Origin of the sequence: Micrococcus luteus NCTC 2665 (genome assembly GCF_000023205.1) — a bacterium.
Classification (GTDB): Bacteria; Actinomycetota; Actinomycetes; order Actinomycetales; family Micrococcaceae; genus Micrococcus; species Micrococcus luteus.
Genome location: NC_012803.1, coordinates 664,962 through 685,720, shown reverse-complemented (window position 1 = coordinate 685,720; position 20,759 = coordinate 664,962). Strand labels below are relative to the sequence as shown.

At 72.3% G+C, this 20,759-nt stretch carries 21 protein-coding genes and 1 pseudogene; 13 read left to right on the top strand and 9 right to left on the bottom strand.

Annotation, left to right across the window (positions count from 1 at the left end; all coding sequences use genetic code 11):
* Nucleotides 1-4: 4 nt before the first annotated feature.
* Complete coding sequence (locus MLUT_RS14675) at nucleotides 5-1,159, top strand: ABC transporter ATP-binding protein (protein ID WP_197458565.1); 1,155 nt, start codon at nucleotides 5-7, stop codon at nucleotides 1,157-1,159.
* An 18-nt stretch (nucleotides 1,160-1,177) separates the two neighbouring features.
* Here the strand turns inward: MLUT_RS14675 and MLUT_RS14670 are convergent, their stop codons facing one another.
* The 3 genes from MLUT_RS14670 to MLUT_RS14660 all read right to left on the bottom strand — a co-directional run bounded on the left by MLUT_RS14670 (nucleotide 1,178) and on the right by MLUT_RS14660 (nucleotide 4,423).
* Nucleotides 1,178-2,584 (bottom strand): deoxyguanosinetriphosphate triphosphohydrolase, encoded by a 1,407-nt coding sequence (locus tag MLUT_RS14670; protein WP_010079205.1) that lies wholly within the window; start codon nucleotides 2,582-2,584, stop codon nucleotides 1,178-1,180.
* Nucleotides 2,577-3,887 carry a tRNA dihydrouridine synthase DusB gene (dusB, locus tag MLUT_RS14665; protein WP_010079206.1) on the bottom strand — a complete coding sequence of 437 codons (1,311 nt, stop codon included), beginning with the start codon at nucleotides 3,885-3,887 and terminating at the stop codon, nucleotides 2,577-2,579. The genes MLUT_RS14670 and dusB overlap by 8 nt, the downstream gene beginning before the upstream one ends.
* Before the next feature lie 119 nt (nucleotides 3,888-4,006).
* Nucleotides 4,007-4,423 carry an ankyrin repeat domain-containing protein gene (locus MLUT_RS14660; RefSeq protein ID WP_010079207.1) on the bottom strand — a complete coding sequence of 139 codons (417 nt, stop codon included), beginning with the start codon at nucleotides 4,421-4,423 and terminating at the stop codon, nucleotides 4,007-4,009.
* On the opposite strand from MLUT_RS14660, the gene MLUT_RS24050 reads away from it, so the two are divergent.
* From MLUT_RS24050 to MLUT_RS24325, 7 genes and pseudogenes are all read left to right on the top strand, one after another.
* Nucleotides 4,422-4,817, top strand: a complete 396-nt coding sequence (locus MLUT_RS24050) for an LLM class flavin-dependent oxidoreductase (RefSeq protein ID WP_231936575.1) — start codon at nucleotides 4,422-4,424, stop codon at nucleotides 4,815-4,817. The genes MLUT_RS14660 and MLUT_RS24050 overlap by 2 nt on opposite strands.
* A 43-nt stretch (nucleotides 4,818-4,860) precedes the next feature.
* Entirely contained in the window at nucleotides 4,861-6,297 is a 1,437-nt protein-coding gene (locus tag MLUT_RS14650) for a recombinase family protein (RefSeq protein WP_029248236.1), read from the top strand.
* Nucleotides 6,298-6,690: 393 nt separating this feature from the next.
* Nucleotides 6,691-6,939, top strand: coding sequence for a hypothetical protein (locus MLUT_RS14645; RefSeq protein ID WP_007321353.1), 249 nt, complete (start codon nucleotides 6,691-6,693; stop codon nucleotides 6,937-6,939).
* A gap of 342 nt (nucleotides 6,940-7,281) precedes the next feature.
* Nucleotides 7,282-8,703, top strand: a complete 1,422-nt coding sequence (locus MLUT_RS14640) for a Rep family protein (RefSeq protein WP_012750776.1) — start codon at nucleotides 7,282-7,284, stop codon at nucleotides 8,701-8,703.
* 125 nt (nucleotides 8,704-8,828) lie between these two features.
* Nucleotides 8,829-9,290: a hypothetical protein gene (locus MLUT_RS14635; protein ID WP_225348371.1), complete on the top strand. Its 462-nt coding sequence runs from the start codon at nucleotides 8,829-8,831 to the stop codon at nucleotides 9,288-9,290.
* Nucleotides 9,287-9,748 (top strand): annotated as a pseudogene (locus MLUT_RS24330) (relaxase/mobilization nuclease domain-containing protein); the annotation flags it as partial. The gene MLUT_RS14635 and the pseudogene MLUT_RS24330, both read left to right, overlap by 4 nt.
* A 412-nt stretch (nucleotides 9,749-10,160) precedes the next feature.
* The gene (locus MLUT_RS24325; RefSeq protein ID WP_012750775.1) at nucleotides 10,161-11,063 is read left to right on the top strand and encodes a hypothetical protein; all 903 of its coding nucleotides are present in this window, start codon (nucleotides 10,161-10,163) and stop codon (nucleotides 11,061-11,063) included.
* Between the two features lie 15 nt (nucleotides 11,064-11,078).
* Here MLUT_RS24325 and merT read toward each other — a convergent pair whose 3' ends face one another.
* The gene (gene merT / locus MLUT_RS24335; protein ID WP_019175582.1) at nucleotides 11,079-11,381 is read right to left on the bottom strand and encodes a mercuric ion transporter MerT; all 303 of its coding nucleotides are present in this window, start codon (nucleotides 11,379-11,381) and stop codon (nucleotides 11,079-11,081) included.
* A 51-nt stretch (nucleotides 11,382-11,432) separates the two neighbouring features.
* Nucleotides 11,433-12,857, bottom strand: coding sequence for a mercury(II) reductase (gene merA, locus MLUT_RS14620; protein WP_010079213.1), 1,425 nt, complete (start codon nucleotides 12,855-12,857; stop codon nucleotides 11,433-11,435).
* Nucleotides 12,858-12,964: 107 nt separating this feature from the next.
* Here merA and MLUT_RS14615 point away from each other — a divergent pair, with 107 nt between their 5' ends.
* From MLUT_RS14615 to MLUT_RS14605, 3 genes are read left to right on the top strand one after another with little or no spacing between them, the layout of a single operon-like run.
* Nucleotides 12,965-13,354 (top strand): heavy metal-responsive transcriptional regulator, encoded by a 390-nt coding sequence (locus MLUT_RS14615; RefSeq protein ID WP_010079214.1) that lies wholly within the window; start codon nucleotides 12,965-12,967, stop codon nucleotides 13,352-13,354.
* A 37-nt stretch (nucleotides 13,355-13,391) separates the two neighbouring features.
* Nucleotides 13,392-14,168, top strand: a complete 777-nt coding sequence (locus MLUT_RS14610) for an LLM class flavin-dependent oxidoreductase (RefSeq protein WP_012750774.1) — start codon at nucleotides 13,392-13,394, stop codon at nucleotides 14,166-14,168.
* The gene (locus MLUT_RS14605) at nucleotides 14,165-15,478 is read left to right on the top strand and encodes an MFS transporter (protein WP_012750773.1); all 1,314 of its coding nucleotides are present in this window, start codon (nucleotides 14,165-14,167) and stop codon (nucleotides 15,476-15,478) included. The genes MLUT_RS14610 and MLUT_RS14605 overlap by 4 nt, the downstream gene beginning before the upstream one ends.
* A gap of 7 nt (nucleotides 15,479-15,485) precedes the next feature.
* Here MLUT_RS14605 and MLUT_RS14600 read toward each other — a convergent pair whose 3' ends face one another.
* Genes MLUT_RS14600 through MLUT_RS14590 form a run of 3 tightly spaced genes read right to left on the bottom strand, consistent with a single transcriptional unit; the run spans nucleotide 15,486 to nucleotide 18,633 of the window.
* Nucleotides 15,486-16,121 (bottom strand): cation efflux transmembrane domain-containing protein, encoded by a 636-nt coding sequence (locus MLUT_RS14600; RefSeq protein WP_010079219.1) that lies wholly within the window; start codon nucleotides 16,119-16,121, stop codon nucleotides 15,486-15,488.
* Nucleotides 16,118-17,254: a GNAT family N-acetyltransferase gene (locus MLUT_RS14595; RefSeq protein WP_010079220.1), complete on the bottom strand. Its 1,137-nt coding sequence runs from the start codon at nucleotides 17,252-17,254 to the stop codon at nucleotides 16,118-16,120. Before MLUT_RS14595 ends, MLUT_RS14600 begins: the two co-directional genes overlap by 4 nt.
* Nucleotides 17,251-18,633: a glycine--tRNA ligase gene (locus MLUT_RS14590; protein WP_010079221.1), complete on the bottom strand. Its 1,383-nt coding sequence runs from the start codon at nucleotides 18,631-18,633 to the stop codon at nucleotides 17,251-17,253. Before MLUT_RS14590 ends, MLUT_RS14595 begins: the two co-directional genes overlap by 4 nt.
* A gap of 141 nt (nucleotides 18,634-18,774) precedes the next feature.
* On the opposite strand from MLUT_RS14590, the gene MLUT_RS14585 reads away from it, so the two are divergent.
* The gene (locus MLUT_RS14585) at nucleotides 18,775-19,017 is read left to right on the top strand and encodes an RNA-binding S4 domain-containing protein (RefSeq protein ID WP_012750772.1); all 243 of its coding nucleotides are present in this window, start codon (nucleotides 18,775-18,777) and stop codon (nucleotides 19,015-19,017) included.
* Between the two features lie 52 nt (nucleotides 19,018-19,069).
* Here the strand turns inward: MLUT_RS14585 and MLUT_RS14580 are convergent, their stop codons facing one another.
* Nucleotides 19,070-19,762 carry an alpha/beta hydrolase gene (locus tag MLUT_RS14580; protein WP_010079223.1) on the bottom strand — a complete coding sequence of 231 codons (693 nt, stop codon included), beginning with the start codon at nucleotides 19,760-19,762 and terminating at the stop codon, nucleotides 19,070-19,072.
* An 80-nt stretch (nucleotides 19,763-19,842) separates the two neighbouring features.
* Here MLUT_RS14580 and MLUT_RS14575 point away from each other — a divergent pair, with 80 nt between their 5' ends.
* The gene (locus MLUT_RS14575) at nucleotides 19,843-20,736 is read left to right on the top strand and encodes an SGNH/GDSL hydrolase family protein (protein ID WP_010079224.1); all 894 of its coding nucleotides are present in this window, start codon (nucleotides 19,843-19,845) and stop codon (nucleotides 20,734-20,736) included.
* Nucleotides 20,737-20,759 lie beyond the last annotated feature (23 nt).

The following is a 20,759-nucleotide window of genomic DNA, read 5'->3' as shown; positions in this document are numbered from 1 at the left end:
CGCCATGCCCTCCCCCGCCGCCTCGACCCGCGCGTCCCGCCCGGCCGGTCCCCGGCCCGGCGTCGGCCACGCCGTGTCCGTGGCCGACCTCGGCGCCTCCTACGGGGAGGGGCCCGTCCTGGAGGGCGTGCAGTTCGACCTGGAGCCGGGCGAGCTGCTCGCCGTGCTCGGCCCCTCCGGCTGCGGGAAGACCACGCTGCTGCGCTGCCTGGCCGGCTTCGAGCGCATCGAGTCCGGCCGCATCAGCCTTGCCGGCTCCGTGGTGGCCCTGCCCCGCGTGCACGTGCCCGCCCACCGCCGGCACGTGGCCGTGGTGCCCCAGGACGGCGCCCTGTTCCCGCACCTGAGCGTGGCGGAGAACGTGGGCTTCGGGCTGCGCCGCCGCCGGCCCGGGCGGATGGCCCGCATCCAGGAGTGCCTCGAGCTCGTGGACCTCGCCGGCCACGGCGAGCGCATGCCGCACGAGCTCTCCGGCGGCCAGCAGCAGCGCGTGGCCCTGGCCCGGGCGATGGCCCCGCGCCCGCCGCTGATCCTGCTGGACGAGCCCTTCGGCGCCCTCGACGCCTCCCTGCGCAGCGGCCTGCGCCGGGACGTGCGCCAGGCGCTGAAGGAGGACGGCGCCACGGCCGTGCTCGTCACCCACGACCAGTCCGAGGCCCTGTCCATGGCCGACCGCGCGGCCGTGATGCGGGCCGGGCGCCTGCGCCAGCTGGGCACGCCGGACGAGGTGTACGCGCACCCGGCCGACGCCTGGGTCGCCGCGTTCGTCGGGGAGGCCTCCCTGCTGCCGCTGCTGGACGTGACCGGGCCGGAGCGCGACGGCGGCCGGCGGATCGGGCGCACCGCCCTCGGCCCGGTGCCCCTGCACGGGGCGCGTGCGGCCACGGCTGTGCCCGGGGACCTCGTGGTGGTCCGCCCCGAGCACGTGCGCGGCACCCTCGACCCGACCGTTGACGTGGACGGGGTCGAGGCCGCGCGCGTCTGGACGCCCGCCACCGTGGTGGACGTGGACTACCGCGGCCACGACTCGGTGGCCACGGTCCAGCTGGCCGACGGCACCCGGGCCCAGGCCCGCGTGGAGGGGGCGCTGCCCCCGCTCGACGCCGCCTGCGGGGTCCGGCTCGCGGGCCCGTGCGCCGTCGTCGCCCCGGGCGAGTGACCGGCCCGGGGCGGCCCCTCAGATCCAGACGCGCCGGAACTCCGCGCCCTGCACCAGGGTGTGATGCCACTCGACGGCGGTCGAATCGGTGAGCGAGGCGATCTGGTCGATCACCACGCGCCGCCGGGCGGCGTCGTCGGGGGCCTGCGCCCAGTCGAACGTGAACATCGGCTCGAGGTACCGGTCCCCCGTGGCCTCCAGCAGCGCCACGAGCTCCGCGAGCACCTCGCGCTGCCGCGCGTAGAGCGGCTGGCGCTGCTCCGCGGTCATCACGTAGGCCGCCGCGATGCCCTTCATCACGGCGATCTCGGTCTCCGTCTCCTCGGGCACCACGACGTCGGCCCCGTGGCGGGTCAGCGGCTCGTTGCCGAACACCTGGCGCGTGGCGTCGAAGGCGGCGCTGCAGAACCGGCCGATCAGCTGGCTCGTCATGTCCTTCATCGCCGCCAGCGCCCGCCGGGAGCCGTCCATCTCGGAGACCCACACGTCGGTGGCCTCGAGGCGGGCCAGGGCCGCGTCGACCTCGGCCGGGTCCGTGTGCGGCAGGTACCACTGGCGGGTGGTCTCCACGACGCGCTCCCGGTGCTCCGGGATGGCCAGCCACTTGAGCTGGAACACGGCGTTGACCACGCCGTCCTCGACGTCGTGCACGGAGTAGGAGATGTCGTCCGCGAGGTCCATGACCTGGGCCTCCATGGACGTGCGCGTGCCGGGCACCCCGGCGCGGAACCAGCGGAACACGGGCAGGTCGTCCTCGTAGACGCCGAACTTGCGCGAGCGCGTGCCGTCGGGGCGCAGCGGGGCGTCCTCACGGGTCCACGGGTACTTGCATGCGGCGTCGAGGGCGGCGCGCGTGAGGTTCAGGCCCGCGGAGGAGCCGTCCGCGAAGAGCTTCTTCTGCTCGAGGCGGGCCAGCAGGCGCAGGGTCTGGGCGTTGCCCTCGAAGCCGCCGACGTCCTCGCTGAGCGCGTCGAGCGCCTTCTCCCCGTTGTGCCCGAAGGGCGGGTGGCCGAGGTCGTGGGACAGGCAGGCGGTGTCCACGAGGTCGGGGTCGCAGCCCAGCGACCGGCCGAGCTCACGCCCCACCTGCGCCACCTCGAGCGAGTGCGTCAGGCGGGTGCGGGCGAAGTCGTCCGCGTCCGGGGCGACCACCTGGGTCTTGGCCCCCAGCCGGCGCAGGCCCGCGGAGTGCAGCACGCGGGCACGATCCCGCTCGAAGTCCGAGCGGTACGAGGACTTGGGCGGCTCGGGCAGCCACCGCTCCCGGTCCCACGGCGTGTAGCCGGGGGTCTGCACGGCGCGGCCGGCATACGGGGGCCGGCCCTCCGGGCCGAACAGCACCGGCTGGTGGGCGGCGCCGGTCCAGGGCGACGACGGCGCGGCGGGCGTTCCGGCGGCGGGCTCCGGCGGCGTGGGCTCAGCCACCGGAGACGTCCAGCTCGGCGGCCTGGATCATGGCCTGCTGCTCGGCGTTGAGCTCGCGGGAGTCCAGCCAGCCGTCCGGCAGGTGCGGGCGCTTGGGGGCGCCGGCCCGGCCGCGGGGGCCCTCGGCGGCCTCGCCCGGGTAGGGCTGGTCCCGGTCCACGCGGGCGAGGATCTCGCGCAGCGTGGCCAGGTCCGGGACGGTCGCCAGGGCGGTGCGGATCTCCGAGCCCACGGGGTAGCCCTTGAAGTACCAGGCCACGTGCTTGCGGATGTCCCGCAGCGCCTTCGTCTCGTCGCCGCCGAAGGTGTCCACGAGCAGCTCGGCGTGGCGGTACAGCGTGTCCGCGACCATGCCCAGGGTCGGGTGGAACCGGTCCTGGCGGCCCTCGAACGCGGCCTGCAGGTCCCCGAACAGCCAGGGCCTTCCCTGGCAGCCGCGGCCGATCACGACGCCGTCCACGCCCGTGCGCTCGACCATCGCGATGGCGTCCTCCGCGGACCAGATGTCGCCGTTGCCGAGCACGGGGATGTCCGGCAGGGCCTCGCGCAGCCGGGCGATGTCGTCCCACACGGCGGTGCCCGAGTAGAACTGGCGGGTGGTGCGGCCGTGGAGGGCGACGGCGGCGACGCCGAGGTCGCGGGCCGTGCGGCCGGCGTCGAGGAAGGTCAGGTGGTCCTCGTCGATGCCGCGGCGCATCTTCACGGTCACCGGGATGTCCTTCTTGGCCGCCTCGGTGACGGCGGCCTTCACGATCGAGGCGAACAGCTCCGACTTCCACGGCAGGGCCGAGCCGCCGCCGCGGCGGGTCACCTTGGGCACGGGGCAGCCGAAGTTCATGTCGATGTGGTCGCAGCGGTCCTCCTCGACCAGCATCCGCACCGCCGCGCCGGTGGTGACCGGGTCCACGGAGTAGAGCTGCACGGAGCGGGGCACCTCGTCCGGGTCGTGCTGGATGATCCGCATCGACTCGGGCTTCCGCTCGACCAGCGCGCGGGCCGTGACCATCTCGTTGACGTAGAGGCCGCCACCGTACTCGCGGCACAGGCGGCGGAACGCCGTGTTGGTGATGCCGGCCATCGGGGCGAGCACCACGGGGACGTCGATGGTCAGCGGTCCCAGCCGCAGCGGGGGCAGGGTCAGGCGGTCCGTCGTCGGGGCGGGGTGGCGGGCCTCGTGGAGCTGATCGTCGTCGGTGATGCGTCGACCCGCGCCGGCGGACTTGGCGTAGTGCGGGGCGTGAGGGTCGGCGACGTCGTCGCCGTCGGCCGCCGCCGCGGCGGGGAGGGTGTGGGAAGAAGTCATGTCGGATCCCATTCTTCCATTCCGCCCGGCACCCGCGTCACCGTGCCCCACGACGCGGCCCGCTGGGAGGCGATCGCCGAGGCGCCCCGCCGGGACGGGCAGACCGTCCTCCCGGCGGGTCAGGCCTCCGACGCCGGCGCCGCGTCCCCGCCGTCGAGCACCGCCAGCAGGTCAGCACCGGCGAACATCTGAGCGGTCTGACGCGCCGAGGGGGTGCCCGCGTCCGGGTCCGCCCCGGCCGCGAGCAGATGCCGCATCGAGGCGACATCCCGTTTGAACGTGGCGCAGGTCAGGGCGCGCTGGCCGCGATCGTTGGCGTGCTCGATCTCGGCGCCGGCCTCGATGAGCATCGCCACGGTGTCCGGGTGCTCGTGGTAGGCGGCGAGGGTGAGGAACGAGTCGCCCGTGTGGTTGCGCAGGCGCGTGCTCACCCCGGCGTCCAGGTATGCCTTCAGCTGGGCCGTGTCCCCGTCCCGCGCCATGTCGAAGAGCCGGTTCGCCAGCTCGATGTCCTTCTCGCTCCACTGCTCGCTCATGCCCGCCAGTATGGCGGACGCCGCGGCGATCGACCGCTCCGCAGCGACATCTCCGCGGGTCTGCCCGCAGGTGATGTCGCCGGCCGGCGGTCAGACGAGCACCGTGAACAGCCCCGCCCGCCCCGCGGTTGCACCCGGCATGACCCGCAAGCACCTCGGCTTCCTCAACTTCGGCCACTGGATCCACCGGCCCGGCGCCGAACCGGACGCGCGGCAGGCCCTCGACGACGTCGTCCCCATGGCCGTGGCCGCCGAGGACGCCGGGCTCGACGGCGCCTGGCTGCGCGTCCACCACTTCCAGCGGATGTTCTCCTCGCCGTTCCCGATCCTCGCCGCGATGGCCGCCCGCACCGAGCGGATCAGCCTCGGCACCGGCGTGATCGACCTGCGGTAGCGCATGTCGGGGTTGCAACACTCGTCCACGTAAGCTTGGTTGCATGGTCGAACTGGTAGCGCTGAGGAAGACGAACGAGGTGGCGGCCTACGTCCGCGCCTCCATGGACCGCAAAGGCGACCGCTGGACGGTCGATACACAACTGAGGAAGATCAGGGCATTGGCCGAGGCCAAGGACTGGAACGTGGTCGAGGTCTACGAGGACAACGCGGTGTCGGCGACGAAGAAGCGTCGAGCTGGCACCCGCTGGGCCGAGATGTTGGACGACGCCCGAGCAGGTCGATTCTCGATGGTCGTCGCCGTGGACATGGACCGACTGCTGCGGAGCACGAAGGACCTCAACACGCTGATCGACCTCGGCCTGCGCGTCGTCACAGTGGACGGCGAGATCGACCTCTCGACGGCCGACGGAGAGTTCCGAGCGACGATGCTCGCCGCTCTCGCCCGGTTCGAGGCTCGACGCAAGGCGGAGCGGCAGATCAGGTCGAATGAGCGCCGCCGCGCCGAAGGCATCCCGGCGTCCACCTGGAAGGCGTTCGGTTGGACGAGGGAGGGCGAGCTGATCGAGGAGGAGGCCGCCGCAGTTCGGCGGGCCTTCGATGCGTTCCTCGGTGAGCCGTCGCTGTCGATCCGTCGCATCCGGGAGGACTTGAACAGCGCTGGCCACCTCACCGCCCGCGGGTCGGAGTTCTCCGTCGATGCTGTGCGGTATCTGCTGGCGAACTCGCTCTACGCTGGCTTCATCCGCCACTACAAGACCGGCGAGCTGTACCCGGTGCAGGGCGAGGCGTTCCCGCCCATCGTCGGCGAGCAGACGTGGCGGGCCGCGGTGGCGAAGCTGGAGGACAACGTGCGGAGGTCGGCGAGGCAGGGCAATCAGCCGAAGTACCTCCTGTCCACGATCGGCCTCTGTGGGAAGTGCGGCGCGACGCTCGTCTCGGGGACGAACAGCCGCAAGCAGCCGACGTACTGTTGTGGCGAGCAGTTCCATCTCACCCGCCAGCGCGAGCCCGTCGATGCGATGGTCACCGAGGCGGTGCTCACGCGCCTGTCGTCCGTGGACGTGCACGACCTCGTGATGCCGCAGGAAGCCGCCGGGCCGGATCGCGAGGAACTGCTGACCGAGCGGAACGCCCTGGTCGAGCGGGTGAAGGCGCTGAGCCCGCTGCTGCGCGACATCCATCAGCCGGTCCTGGAGATCACGGCGGCGATCAACGACGTGAAGGCTCGCATCGACGAGATCGACGCGGAGCTGCTCGACCGCTCGGTGTCGGTGGCGGCGAAGCTGCTGGCGGAGGTCGATGAGCCGGTCGGCACCGCGGAGCGCCGCGAGGTTGTCGAGTCGAAGTGGAAGGCGTTGGACATGGACCGTCGCCGGATGCTCGTGGACGAGCTGGTGACGGTGACCATCGAGCCCATCATGCCGGGTCACGTGAAGTTCGACCCCGATCTCGTGCGGATCGAGCCGAGACGCGACTGACTCATGACTCGACTCGTCATTGCACTGGTGAGTCGAGTCATGGAAGAATGGTTGCAGACAAGAAGATCCCACCGGGGCCGCGACTTAGAAGCGCGGGGTTCTGCTCCCGGATGAGTAGCCGGTCAAACAGCCCAATTACCGTGGCGGGGAACCGGAAGATACTCATGTCTGAGGACTTCCGATGTCTGTCGTTATCGACGTTCCCCGCGCATCCGCGCTCGTCCGCCCTGGCCTCGATCAGGGCTCCGCTCCTTCTCCGCAGGCAGACGGCCACGATCCCGTCATCGCCGCCGCCCGCGCCGCTGGCCGCCGAGCCGGTGAGCGCCTGGCACTCACTCCGCTGACCCCGCGCCAGCGCGCCGCCGTTGCCTCTGTGATGGGCGGTGGTCGCTGATGAGCGCGAACTCCGCCGCCTTCGATCACTTGACCGGCTTCCGCTGGCGTCAGGGCGACCCGTCCCTCGCCGACGCCGAGGCCCAGCTCTACGACCTCGGCGTGCTCCGCTCTGTGCTGGAGGAGGCCGTCGAGATCGCCGTCGCCGACGCCCGAGCCGATGGGGTGACCTGGGCCAGGATCGGCGACGCCCTCGGCGTCACGCATCAGGCTGTCATCAAGCGCTACGGCCGGGGCGGTGGTCGCTGATGTACGCCGACGCACGCAACCTCAGCACCGCTCCCACCAACCTGACCCCGCCCGGAGGGCCTGGCCTGGCACCCGCCGAAGGCGGGCTGCCCGTCGTCGTGATGGCTGCCCGTAGCCGTGCTTCGCACTCCAAGAGTTACGAGACCCTCATTCGTTCCTACGGGCGCGGCAAGGGCTTGTCGATTGCCGCGCCTTGCAACAACATGCCTGGTCAGCGGCCTGTTCCGCCCTCGCTCCGTCGCGTGGTCCCGCGGGATCATATGGGGTCTCATTTGGGGGTCAATAGGGGGTCATTTAGGCGCCGCACTCCCTCTGAGGCCCTCCGCGCCGCCCGCGGCGGGGGTGGTCGCCGTGGCTAAGCAGGAGAACAACCCGACGAGCATCGGGCTCACGCAGTACCTCGATCCGTCGTACTGGGCCTGGGCTGCCGAGGACCCGAACGGGGCCGCGCTGCTCCAGCAGGGTGCCGAGGCGATCCTCGCCTACGTGGTGCAGCGGCTCGAGGCCACCGGCTGCCAGGTCGTCGAGGCCTACGGCATCGTGCACGACAGGGACGAGCGCGAGGTCTGGAGTGACACGGATAAGGCCCTGGTGGTCGAACCGAAGCCCGAGCACCTGCACGCCGTGATCAAGTTCGCCAGCCGTGCGAAGAGTGCGCCGCTGGATCGGCTCGCGTTCGGCATCGGCGTCGAGCCCCAGTACGTCGAGAAGCCTGGCCGCGGGCGGTACGCCTTCGACAACATGCTGTCGTATCTGACGCACGTGAAGTACGCGGACAAGCACCAGTACGCGCCTTCGGAGGTCGCCACGGTGCGTGGGCCTGACTACCTCGGGATCGACGCCCAGCGCCGGGAGACGTGGCTGAAGGGCCGCGCCCACGTGAAGAAGAAGATCGTCGCCGAGAACTTCGAGGACATGCGGGAGCGCGTTCTCCAAGGTGAGATCACGCGGGATCAGATCATGCTCACGGACGAGCTGTTCGATATCTACTCGCGGCATCAGCGGGAGATCGACGACGCGCTGTCGGCCTACGGCCAGCGTCGCGCATACCGGGCGGCGGCGAAGCTGCGCGCCGGTGAGTTCTCGACGCACGTGGTGTTCGTCCATGGGGATGCCGGGATCGGCAAGACCCGGTTCGCCACGGACTTCATTACCGAGGCGATCAACGCGGCGAACGCGCACGGCGAGCGGTGGCAGGTCTACCGGGCCGCGACGGGGAACCCGCTTGATGACTGGCGGGGCGAGGAAGTGCTGCTGCTGGACGATCTGCGGGCCTCGGCGATGGATGCGAACGACTGGCTGCTGCTGCTCGATCCGTACAACGCCTCGCCTGCGAAGGCCCGCTACAAGAACAAGGGCGAGGTCGCCCCGCGCCTCATCGTCATCACGGCGACGATCGAGCCCGTCGAGTTCTTCTACTACGCCCGCCAGAAGGGCAACGTGGACGAGGCGCTGGACCAGTTCATCCGCCGGCTGGCCTCGGTCGTGAAGGTCTATCGTGCCGACGACATCAATCGTTACCTCGTGCAGCACATCGGGAAGATCGAGCCCTACGAGTGGCACCAGTGCAGCGTTCCGACCGCCGCGCACACGCCCGGTATGTACGGCAACGCGTACCACCAGAACGTCGGGTCGCGGGAACTGACCTACGGCCCGGAGACCTCGGCCGAACATGATGCGGAGGGCGCGGTTGCTGAGCTGCTGGGTGGGCTCGCGGTGCGGAGCCCTGACGTGCCGCTGGCGCTGATCGGAGGTGCCGCATGAGCACCGAACGCGATGCGCTCTTCCAGGGGGTCGAGGGGGCCGGAGGCCCCTCGCAAGCAGCCGGGGAGGACATGAGCGCCAGCGAAACGTCCGACACGGCTACTGCTTGCCACTCTGGCGTACAGGTGGAGCAGCAGACCGACTCCCAGGTGAACACCGGTCGGGCTGATGCGGAGGCTGTGCGCCAGAGTCACGGCGGCGCGAAGCGTCGTCGTGGGGGCGGCGGGAGGCTCGACACCCGCTTCGATGACGCCACGCTCGCGGCGCTTCGCACTCGTGCGAAGCGGCTCGGGCTGGCTCCGAGCACGTGGGTGCGGACCGTCGTGCGCGATGCCCTGCACGCCTCTCGGAGCGAGGAGCTGGATGCCGCCGTGGCCGCGCAGCTGCTCGGGGTCGAGGAGCGCGTGCAGGCGTCTGCTGATGCTCGGGAGCTGGCCGCCCAGGTGCGCCCGCTCGCGATCAACGTCAACGACCTGGACCGCCGTGCTCGCGCGGGTGAGCCGGTGGCGCTGTCGGCGGAGGTGCCCGAGCTGATCGAGCTGCTGCACGAGGTCCGCGCGCTGCTCGGGGATCGGGCGGCCTCATGAGCACGACGCATTACAGTCCGAGCGCCAACGCCGCCGACACCGAGCGCTACATCCGGGGCAAGGAGGACGAGCGCGGCGTCGCGATCACGGGCGACGTGCCGGGAGGCCCCGGCGCGTTCTCGGCGCGCGCCCGCGCGCTCACCCAGAACACGAAGCGTGACGTCGAGGCGCTGCACTACAGGCAGTCGTTCAGCGACGACGAGTTCGACCCAAAGAATCCTGAGGACGTGCAGCGGGTGAACGATCTGGGTTACCAGCTCGCGAAGAAGATGCACCCCAACGCGGACTGCCTCGTGGTGAGCCATGTGGACGGACGCGGGAAGAAGCCGCACAACCACATCTTGGTCATCAACCACAGCAATCGGACGGGGAAGGCGCTCTCGGACTATCGCACGTTCCACGACCGCAAGGCCGGGAACCAGCGGGGCGTTCAGTCAGCGAACGACGAGCTCATGCGCGAGCACGGTCTCTCGGTCGTGAAGCGTCTGGAGCACGCGCCGAAGGACTGGGAGCTGCGCCGCGAGGACTTCGCCGAGGGCAGGCTCGACCGCGAGATGGGCGACCGGATGAGCGCCGCCCTGGCTGATCCCCGTGCGGTGGACAAGGCCGGTCTCGAAGCGGTGATCGAGGAGCAGAACCAGCAGCGCGGCGATGACGGGGAGCGGGTGCTGCGGATGCGGTTGCACAGCCCCGTCAGCAAGAAGGGCAAGCGCGCCGGGCAGGAGACCTGGACGCTCTACATCGAGGACCGCCGCGGCGAGTCCGGACGCGCCGAGCGCCGCAAGCGCGCGAGCGCACTCTCGGCGGACTTCACCCCGGAGGGCGCGCAGGCGTTCTTCGACTATCACCAGCAGCAGGAGGAGCAGGAACATGAGCGCAGCGCTCGACAGGCTGAAGCAGCAGAACGCGCAGAGCGGATCGCAGCAGCAGCTCGACAGTCCGGAGACGATGGAGGCGTTGACCTCGATCCTCGCCGCCGTCGAGGCGCAGAACGCGAGGCTCGACCGGCTGGCCGAGCAGCAGAAGAAGCTCGCAGGGTTCGTGAAGGTCATGGACGAGGAGACGACGAGGCGGCTGGAGCGGATCACGGCCTCGGCGTCGACCTCCTCGCCCTCCAGCGACGCGTCCGCGAGGATCGCGAGTATCGAGAGCAGGCTGAACGAGATCGCGAGCACGCTCGGCGAGTTCGCGCAGAGTCTCAACGGCGAGAGCTTGAACGCCGCGTCGCAGAGCTTGGTCGCGGAGGCGCAGAGGAATCACGCGGCTACGGCATCGGCGATTGAGGGGCTCAAGGCGCAGGCCGCGGCGAACCAGAAGCTCGTCAGCCAGGTCGGCGGCGCGGTGCAGCGGATCGAAAAGCGCACCGAGGAGCGAGTCGTGAAGGCCGTCGAACAGGTCGCCGGGGAGGCGTCTGCCACGATCGCGGCAAACCTCGACGCATCGAACGAGCGCGCCGAGCGGATCATCGCTGCCACGGCGAAGCTGGAGGCCCGTCAGCTCTGGTCGGCCGCCGCCGCGATGTGCCTCGCACTCCTGCCGGTGGTGGTGGTCGTCGCCGGGCTCTGGATGGGCATCGCTGGGCTCATCACAGGCGCTCAGTGGGCGCTGGACGTGGACGGTAGCGTGTGGCTCGGGATCGGGCGCTGGCTCGTGATCGCCGCGGGCCTCGCGGCGGCCGGCTACGGGGTCTTCGCGTCCGTCCGCTGGGTTGCTGGCCTCGTGGAGACCTGGAAGGGTCGCGGGATGCCGACGTGGCCGAACTGGCGACGATGACTGGAGCCACTCGAACTACTGACCCCGGTCAGTAGTCGAACGATTGCCGCAGCAGCCGGTCGAGCGACGTCGGTGCCGCCGCAGTCGCCGGAGGACGATCGCCGCTGTGACGGCCACCCCGACTGCGATCCCGGCACCGATGAGCCAAGGGTTGCCGAGGAAACCTCCGATACCTGCGAGGGCTCCGCCCGCGGCGAGGAGAGGCAGGCCGCAGCAGATCAGCAGCGGAAGCGCGCAGCATGCCAACAGGAGCAAGCCCGTCCCAGCACCGACAAGCACGCCCGCGCGATGCGAGTCGTGGTCCTTATCGCCGCTCATCGTCTGTTCCTCTCCCAGCTGAGCGTTCCCCCCGATTGTCTGCGTGCGCGTTCACGCGCAGCACGACAGGAGCGACGGATCGGTGGTGAAGGCCTTGGCGGCGATCCGGATGCCCTCGGCCATGGTCAGGTAGGGGGCCCAGGCGTCGGCGACCTCGGCGACCGTCTTGCCGAGCACGTGGACCCCGGCGGCGGCGAGCTCGCCGGCGTCCTTGGCGACGGCGGTGATGCCGAGAATCTTCCCGGTGTCGGCGTCCACGACGATCTTGACGAAGCCGCGGGTGTCGCGGTTGACCAGTGCGCGGGGCACGTGGTGCAGCGGCAGGACGCGGCAGTCGCAGCGGATCCCGGCGGCGACGACGTCCTTCTCGGTCATCCCGACCGCGCCGATCGCCGGGCCGGTGAACGTCACCCTCGGCAGTCGGGCGTAGTCCACGGCCCGGTCGGCGTCGGCGAACGCGTTCTCGGCGACGAGGGTGCCGTGGTGGGCGGCGACGTAGACGAACTCAGGGTGGCCGGTCACGTCGCCCGCGGCCCAGATCCGCGGGTGGGAGGACTGCATCCGGTCGGAGACGACCACCTCGCCGAGGTCCCCGGTCTCGACCCCGACCCTGTCGAGGCCGAGCCCGTCGGTGACCGGTCGTCGTCCGAGGGCGACGAGCACCTGGTCGGCGCGGAACTCCTCCCGCCCCCCGGCGACGTCCGCGGTGACGACGGCCTGCCCGGTCGCGGCGTCGCGGGACACCCGCGTCGGCAGCGCGCGGCGGACCACCCGGATGCCCTCGTCGGCGAACACCTCCTCCAGCGTCCTGGACACCTCCGGCTCCTCCTTCGACGCGAGCCGGGACCGGACCAGCACGGTGACCTGGGAGCCGAGCCGGGCGAACAGCTGCGCCTGCTCCAGGGCGACGTAGCCGCCGCCGAGCACGAGCAGGGACTCAGGGAGTTCGGTCAGCTCCATCGCCGTGGTCGAGGTCAGGTACCCGGTCTCGTCCAGGCCGTCGATCGGCGGGGCCCACGGCCGAGAGCCGGTCGCCACCAGGAAGTGCCCGGCCTCGATCGTCTCGGTGCTGCCGTCGTCCCCGGCGACCTGGAGGACCGGAGCGTCGGGGGTGCCGGCGAACGCGGCGTCGCCGCGGCGGACGGCCCACCCGTAGGAGTCGGCGACGTCGGCGTACTTCTCGCCCCGCAGCGACTCGACCAGCGCCTGCTTCCCGGCGATCAGGGCGGGCATGTCCACCGGCCCCGCCGTCGTCGCGATCCCCGGGAACCGGTCGGCGGCGTCGGCCGCGGAGTGCCGTGCGTCGGCCGCGGCGATCAGGGCCTTCGACGGCACGCAGCCGGTGTTCACGCAGGTGCCGCCCAGCGTCCCGCGCTCGATCATCACCACCGACTTGCCGAGCGTGGTCGCGCGGATCGCGGCGGCGAACGCACCACCGCCCGATCCGATGATAGCGAGGTCGTACTTCGTGGGCATCGCAGCTCCTGTCAACACTTGGTCTTCCGGTCTGTCTCAGCCATACTGGACCTTCCAGTGCAGGGGAAGGTCAAGAGGACTTCTGCCGAAAGAAGAGGGGGCCTGCGATGCGCATCGGGGAACTCGCCGAGCGGGCGGGAACGACGGCGAAGACGCTGCGGTTCTACGAGGAGCAGGGCCTGCTGCCGCCGGCCGAGCGCACGCCGTCCGGATACCGCGACTACGCGCCCGAGACGGCCGCCCGGATCGACTTCGTCCACCGCGGCCAGGCCGCGGGCCTCACCCTCGCCCAGATCCGCCAGATCCTCGACATCCGCGACGACGGCGCTGCTCCCTGCGAGCACGTGCGCGACCTCCTCGACGCACGCCTCGCCGAGATCGAGCAGCAGATCGCCCAGCTCGCCGCGCTGCGCGACACCATCACCGAGCTCAGACGCGACGCCGCGCAGCCCGACCCCGACTCGTGCAGCGCGGACCAGGTCTGCCGGTACCTGTAAACGGCAGAGCCGGTCGCACCAACGCCACAAGCCCGACATGCGCTATGAGAACCCCCTGTACATGGCCGAGGCCGCGGCCACCACGGACCTCATCTCCGGTGGCCGGCTCGAGCTCGGCGTCTCCCGCGGCTCACCCGAGGCCGCCCTCGACGGCCAGGCACAGTTCGGCTACACCCTCGACGAGGGGCAGACCTGGGCCGACGTGACCCGCGAGCGCGGACGCCGCTTCCTCGCGGCCGTGCGCGGCGAGGGCATCGCGACGCCGGACCTCGCCTCCGGCTGGGCGCACAGCTCGCAGCCGCTGCGGATCGAGCCGTACTCCCCCGGGCTCGCGGACCGGATCTGGTGGGGGTCGGGCTCCGTGGGCTCGGTGGCCGGCGCCGCCGCGGACGGCTACAACATGCTCTCCTCCACCCTGCTCCTGCAGGACGACGGCCGCCCCTTCCACGTCCAGCAGGCCGACCAGATCGCCCGCTACCGGGAGGCCTTCGCCGCGGCCGGCCACGCCGGTCCGGGCCGCACGGCGGTCACGCGCTCCGCGTTCGTCATCCAGGACCGGGAGGACGAGCTGTACTTCGGCCGGGAGCGGGCCTCGCGCGACTCCTCCGGCATGCTCGAGGGCGGCGCCGCCCGCTCCGGCCCGACCTATGCCGGGTCCGCCGAGGAGGTCGCGGAGAAGCTCGCCGCCGACGACGCCGTCGCCGCCGCCGACTGGGTCCTGTTCGCCAACCCCAACCAGCTCGGGGTCGAGTACAACGCGAAGATCTTCGCCGGCTGGGCGGAGGTCTGGCGCCTGCTCGGCTGGGATGCATGAGCCAGGCCGCGCCGCACGTTCCGGCCGCCGACGGGTTCACCCGAGCCCGTCGCGCGCGCTGGGCCGTCACCGCCGCCTTCGCGACGAACGGCGCCCTGCTCGGCGCGCTCATCCCGCACTACCCGGAGGCCAAGGCCGCGTTCGGCCTGGACCCGGCCGCGTTCGGCCTGCTCGTCATCGCGCTCGCCGTGGGCGGCACGCTCGCCGGGCCTCTGCCCGCGCCGATCCTGCGCCGGTTCGGCGCCCGACGCGTCATGCTCGCCGGCAGCGTGGCCATCGCCCTGCTCACGACGGCGGCCGGTCTCGTCCTCGACGTCGCCGGGGCGGGCGCGGGGGCCGGGCACGGTGCGGGCACGGCCGCGGCCTGGCCGCTGTGGGTCTTCGCGGGCCTCGTCCTGGCATCGGGGGTGCTCGACGCCGTTGTGGACACCGCCCAGAACGCGCAGGGCCTGCAGGTGCAGACCCGGCTGGCCCGGCCCGTTCTCACGACCATGCACGCCGGCTGGAGCCTCGGAGCGGCCGCCGGTGCCGGGCTCGGCGCCGCGGTCATCACCGTGGGCGGCCCCGCGGCCCTGCACCTGGGCCTCAACGGCGCCGTGTGCGTCGCGGTGCTGCTGGGGGTCCGGCGCCTGTTCCTGGCGGAGGCGCCCACGGACTCGGCCTCGGCCCGCGACGCCTCGGATCAGTCACCCGCGCCGTCGGAGACGTCCGCGCCGCCTGCCCCGGCCACCCAAGCCCTCCCCCGCCGCGCCGCCGTGGCCGTGCTCGTCCCCGCCGTGGTGATCGCGATGGCCGGGTTCGGTGTGGAGGAGTTCGGCAACGCGTGGGCCACCCTGTTCCTGATCACCGAGCGCGGCCTGGACCCGGCCGCGGCGGTGCTCGGCGCGTCGACGCTGCTGGGCGCGCAGTTCGTCGGACGCCTCGCGGGCGACCGCACCCTCGCCGCCCTGGGACGCCGCGGGGCGCTGACGGCGGGGCTGGGCGCCGTCGTCGTGGGGCTGGGACTGGCCCTGGCGCCGCTGCCGGGGCCGGTGGCCGTGCCTGCCGCGTTCGCGGGGCTGGCGCTGGCGGGGCTGGGCTGCGCCGTGGTGGTGCCCGTGGCCTATGCGCTCGGCGACGAGGCGCCCGGGCTCCGGCCGCAGACCGGGCTGGCGGTGACGAGCTGGTGCATGCGGCTGGCCGGGGTCGGGCTCAGCCCGGCGGTCGGGGCACTGGCCGGCGCCGTCGGTCTGGCACCGGCGCTGACGGTGTTCCTGGGCCTGGCCGCCGTCGGGGCGGTGCTGGCCGCCCGGCTGCCCGCCACCCCGTAGGAACTGCTCAGTCGTCGTCGACCTCGCCGGCGAGGGCCCGGGCCGCCAGGTGCTCCTCGGTCGCGACCTCCCAGATCTCCTTGGCGGCGGAGCCGTTGAGCAGCACGAGAAGCACGCCCACGATGATGTCCGCCCAGCCCGATGCCGTCAGCACCGTGATCCCGGACAGGGCGATCAGCACGACGCCGGCCACGAGGTCGTTGCGCGCCGCGAGCCAGGCCGCCCGGGTGAGGGACCCGCCGTCGACGCGGACGCGGGCCAGCAGGACCACGCACACGAGGTTCACGAGGATCGAGCCGACGGCCACCCCCAGCAGCACGCCCGCGGCCGGCGGGTCGGGGTCCCCGACCTTCGTGGCCGCCATGACGAGCGCCGCCACGGCTGGGAGCACGATGACCCCGGCCATGACCTTGCCGATGACCGCCTGCCGGGCCGCCGTCCACCCGAGCGCCACGAAGATCAGCAGGTTGACGGCGAAGTCCTCGAAGAAGTCGACGGAGTCCGCCACGAGGGCCACCGAGCCGATCCCCAGGGCCAGGATGATCTCGACCACCAGGTAGGCGCCGTTGAGCAGGGCCACCGCCAGGACCGTGCCCCGCAGGGCGCGGGCGCGCCGGCGGTCCGCTACGGCCGCCCGGTTCACGCGCCCGGCGCGTCGTCCACGAACACGTACGTGTCCACCAGCGTCCGCGCCGCGTTGCCGCCGATGAGCCCGTCCACGATCCGCTCCAGCGGGGCCATCGCCTCGTCCACCTCGATCTGCACGGGGTACTGGGCCACGAGCAGGGCGAGCAGGTCGGCCACGGCCTGCAGCGCGTCCTCCTCCCCCAGCTCCGGGTCCCAGCCCACGAGCACGTCGGCCGGCGCGTCCTGGCGCTCCGGGGTGTAGGACACCGCGAACGCGCGGATGCGCCCGCCCTCGGCCTTCGGCGCGTCGCGGAGCACGACGGCGCCCGCGGCCCCGGTGGCCGGGCCCAGCAGCAGCTGCTGGGCGGCCCCGACGCTCAGGGTCGACGGGTCCCACGCGTGCACGGCGTCATAGAACGCGGCGACCGCCTGCGTCAGCTCGACGGAGCCGGTCGAGGCCTCCTCGAGGACCACGCCATCCGGGTGCTCCTCCCCGCGCACGTCCGGCAGGCCGATGGCACCCGGGGCGATCGCGACGCGGCGGGAGCGCTGCACGGGGGTGAAGCCCTCGGCCACGAGGAACGCCTCGGTGCCGGCGGCCAGCGCGGCGGTCTGGGAGCGCACGGCGTCCGTGTCCACGGGCGGGCGGCCCGTCGCACCGTCGGCCTCGGTCTGCGGGTCGGCGCCGGCCACACCGGGCACCAGGGCGTCCTTGGCGAACCGAGCCTTCAGAGCCGTCGTCGGGATGGCGCCGGCGGCGTGCGCCTCCTCGGCGAGCCCCCGCAGGGCCGCCACGAGCGCCCGGCCGATGCCCCGGCGCCGCTCGGCGGCCGCGGTCTCGACGTACAGCCACAGCCGCCGCGGGTGCACGGACGAGGCGTAGACGACGCCCGCCGCCACCGGCACGCCGGCGGCCTCGGCCACGAGCGCGCGGCGCCAGGGCCGTTCCGCGTCCTCGGCGAGCATCGCCCGGTCCTGGTGCTGCTGCGCGTTGGCCGGGTCACCCCACACCTCGAGCAGGGCCAGGTCGTCCCCGGGCCGCCAGGGACGCAGCACGATCTCCCCGCCGGCCACCGCGGCGGCGTCGAACGGCGCGCCGCCGTCGTCGTGCCCCGCGGCCCCGGCCGCTCCCGTCACGTCCCCGCTCACTTGACCAGGCGCTCCAGCAGGTAGGACTTCACCTGGGACAGCGCCACGCGCTCCTGGGCCATGGTGTCCCGCTCGCGGATGGTCACGGCCTGGTCCTCGAGGGTGTCGAAGTCCACGGTGATGCAGAACGGGGTGCCGATCTCGTCCTGGCGGCGGTAGCGACGGCCGATCGCGCCGGAGTCGTCCGTCTCGATGTTCCAGAGGCCGCGCAGCTCCGCCGCGAGGGACTGGGTGGCCGGCTGCAGCTCGGCCTTCCTCGACAGCGGGAGCACGGCGGCCTTGACCGGGGCCAGGCGCGGGTCCAGCTTGAGCACGGTGCGCACGTCCACGCCGCCCTTGGCGTTCGGGGCCTCGTCCTCGGCGTAGGCGTCCACGAGGAACGCCATCATGGCGCGGGTCAGGCCGAAGGACGGCTCGATCACGTACGGGGTGTAGTGCTCGTTGTTGGCCTGGTCGAAGTACTGCATCTTGGTGCCCGAGTGCTCGGTGTGCCGGCCCAGGTCGTAGTCGGTGCGGTTCGCGATGCCCATCAGCTCGCCCCAGCCGTCGCCGCCGGTGAAGCCGAAGTCGTACTCGAGGTCGATCGTGGCGTCCGAGTAGTGGGCCCGCTCGTCCGCGGGGACGTCGAACTTCCGCAGGTGCGCGGGGTCGATGCCGAGGTCGATGAACCAGTCCCAGCAGTCCTCCACCCAGCGGTCGAAGTGCTGGCCCGCCTCGGCCGGCGGCACGAAGTACTCGATCTCCATCTGCTCGAACTCGCGGGTGCGGAAGATGAAGTTGCCCGGGGTGATCTCGTTGCGGAACGCCTTGCCGATCTGGCCGATGCCGAACGGCGGCTTCTTCCGGGCCGCGCCCAGCACGTTGAGGAAGTTCACGAAGATGCCCTGCGCCGTCTCCGGGCGCAGGTAGTGCAGGCCCTCCTCGTTGTCCACGGGGCCGAGGTAGGTCTTGACCAGGCCCGAGAACAGCTGCGGCTCGGTCCAGGCGCCCTGGGTTCCGCAGTCCGGGCACACGATCTCGGCCATGCCCTCGGCCGGCCGGCCCTTCTTGGCCTCGAACGCCTCGAGCAGGTGGTCCTGGCGGTGGCGCCTGTGGCACTGGGTGCACTCCACGAGCGGGTCGGTGAAGGTCTCGACGTGGCCGGAGGCCTCCCACACCGCGCGCGGCAGGATGATCGAGGAGTCCAGGCCCACCATGTCCTCACGGGAGCGCACGAAGGTCTTCCACCACTCGGCCTTGATGTTCTCCTTCAGCTCCACGCCCAGGGGCCCGTAGTCCCACGCGGAGCGCGAACCGCCGTAGATCTCACCGGCCTGGAACACGAAGCCTCGGCGCTTGGCGAGGTTGATGACGTTGTCCAGCGGGGACTTGGCAGCCATGGAGGCATCACTTCCGTACTCATCGGCGGGGCGGGAGGGGATCACGACGACGACGGCACCCGGCCGCCTTCGACGCGGCGGGCCCGTTCCGGCGCGGCGCGCCGGTCGATCCCGTCCAGCCTACCGGCCATGATGGACACCATGACCGAGACGAACGCACCCGACGCCCAGCCCCTGCCCATCCGTGACGAGTCCATCCGCCTCGGCCAGGCGCTCAAGCTCGCCTCCCTCGTGGACGACGGGGCCATGGCCCGCGACGTCGTCACCGACGGGCTCGTCACCGTCAACGGCGCGGTGGAGACGCGCCGCGGCGCCCAGCTGCACGACGGGGACGTCGTCGAGTTCGCCGGAGAGGCGTTCGTCGTCCAGGCCGAGCAGGCCTGAGCCGGCGCCCCGGCGGGCGGCCGTGGCGCCGTCGTCGGGCGGGTCCGGTGCGTCAGCCGCGGGGCGGCACCATGTGCGTGAGGTACTCCTTCACGTGGCCCAGCTCCTGCTCGTTGATCGCGTGGCCGAGCCCGGCGTAGACGATCTTCATGAGGTCCACGTGGGCGTTCAGCCAGGCATGGGTCTCCTCCACCCGGGGCTCGGAGATGATCGGATCCTCCTGGCCGCGGCCCCAGAAGACCTTCGGTCGGAGGCGGGCGACGTCGTCGTCGCGAGTGAACAGCTCACGCAGCCGCGGCTCGGTGAGCTCCGGGTCCACCACGAAGCCGGACAGCGCCACGGTGCACGCGTAGGCCTCCGGGTCCAGGCGCAGCAGCGACGTGGCCATCGCCATGCCCTGTGAGAAGCCGAGCAGGGAGACGGTGCGGAAGTCCCCGCGCACGGCCTGCACCCAGGCGTGCAGGGCCTCGACGGCCTCGCGGACCGGCTCGGCGGTGGAGCCCAGCTCGCCCGTGACCGGGTCCTGGGAGAGCGGGAACCAGGCGTAGGAGCCCGGCTGCAGGGGCAGGGGCGCGCGCACGGCGGCCACCGTGACGTGCTCGGGCAGGTGCGGGACGAGGCCGAACAGGTCGTCCTCGTTCGCGCCGTAGCCGTGCAGGACGATCAGCAGGTCCTCGGTGCGCTCGCCCTCGGGGCGGGACCAGCGGACAACGGGTTCGACGGCGGGGGTGGGGTTCGCGTTCACGCCCGCCAGCCTAGCGAGCGGCGCGGTCGGCCCCACCCGGCGGTTGACCCCTCCCGCGCGACGCGGGCAGAATCCTACCCGTGGGTAACCCTTCCTCCTCCCAGACTCCGCACGCCTCCGACGCGACCCCGGTCGACGACCCTGCCGCCCATCCCTGGCGCCGCTACGTCGCCATCGGGGACTCGTTCTCCGAGGGCATCGGCGACCCGGACCCGGACCGCCCCGGCTACCACCGCGGCTGGGCTGACCGCCTGGCCGAGGAGCTCTCCCGCCTGACCCCGCCCAGTGAGGACCTGGCCTACGCCAACCTGGCGGTCCGCGGGAAGCTGCTGGACCAGATCGCCGAGGACCAGGTCGAGCCGGCGCTCGCCCTGCGGCCGGACCTCATCAGCGTCTGCGCGGGCGGCAACGACATCCTGCGCGGCGCGGACCCGGACGAGATCGCGGTCCGGCTGGACGCCGTCGTCGAGCGCCTGGCCTCCGACGGCGCCACCGTGCTGCTGTTCAACGCGACCGACGTGAAGGGCACGCCCGTCATCGGCCGCATCCGCGGCACCGTGGCGATCTACAACGAGAACGTGCGCACCATCGCCCTGCGGCACGACGCGCTGGTGCCGGACATGTGGTCGCTCAAGGACCTCGCCCGGCGGGAGATGTGGACCGAGGACCGCCTGCACTTCTCCGCGCTCGGCCACCACACGATCGCCGCGATGGTGCTGGACACCCTCGGCGTGGAGCACGGCCTCGAGCACCTGCGCCTGGCCCCGCCGGCGCCGCGCACGTGGCGCGCGGCCCGCGCGTCGGACGCCGCATGGGTGCGCACGCACCTGGCGCCGTGGGTGGTCCGCCGCCTCCGCGGCGTCTCCTCGGGCGACGGCGTCACGGCCAAGCGCCCCGTCCCCGAGCCGCTCTTCGGCGCGCCGATGCCGCAGGGCTCGGACCACACCGAGCCGCTGGACGTCGTCGAGCCCTGAGCCCGGCCGGCGGGGGCCGGGGT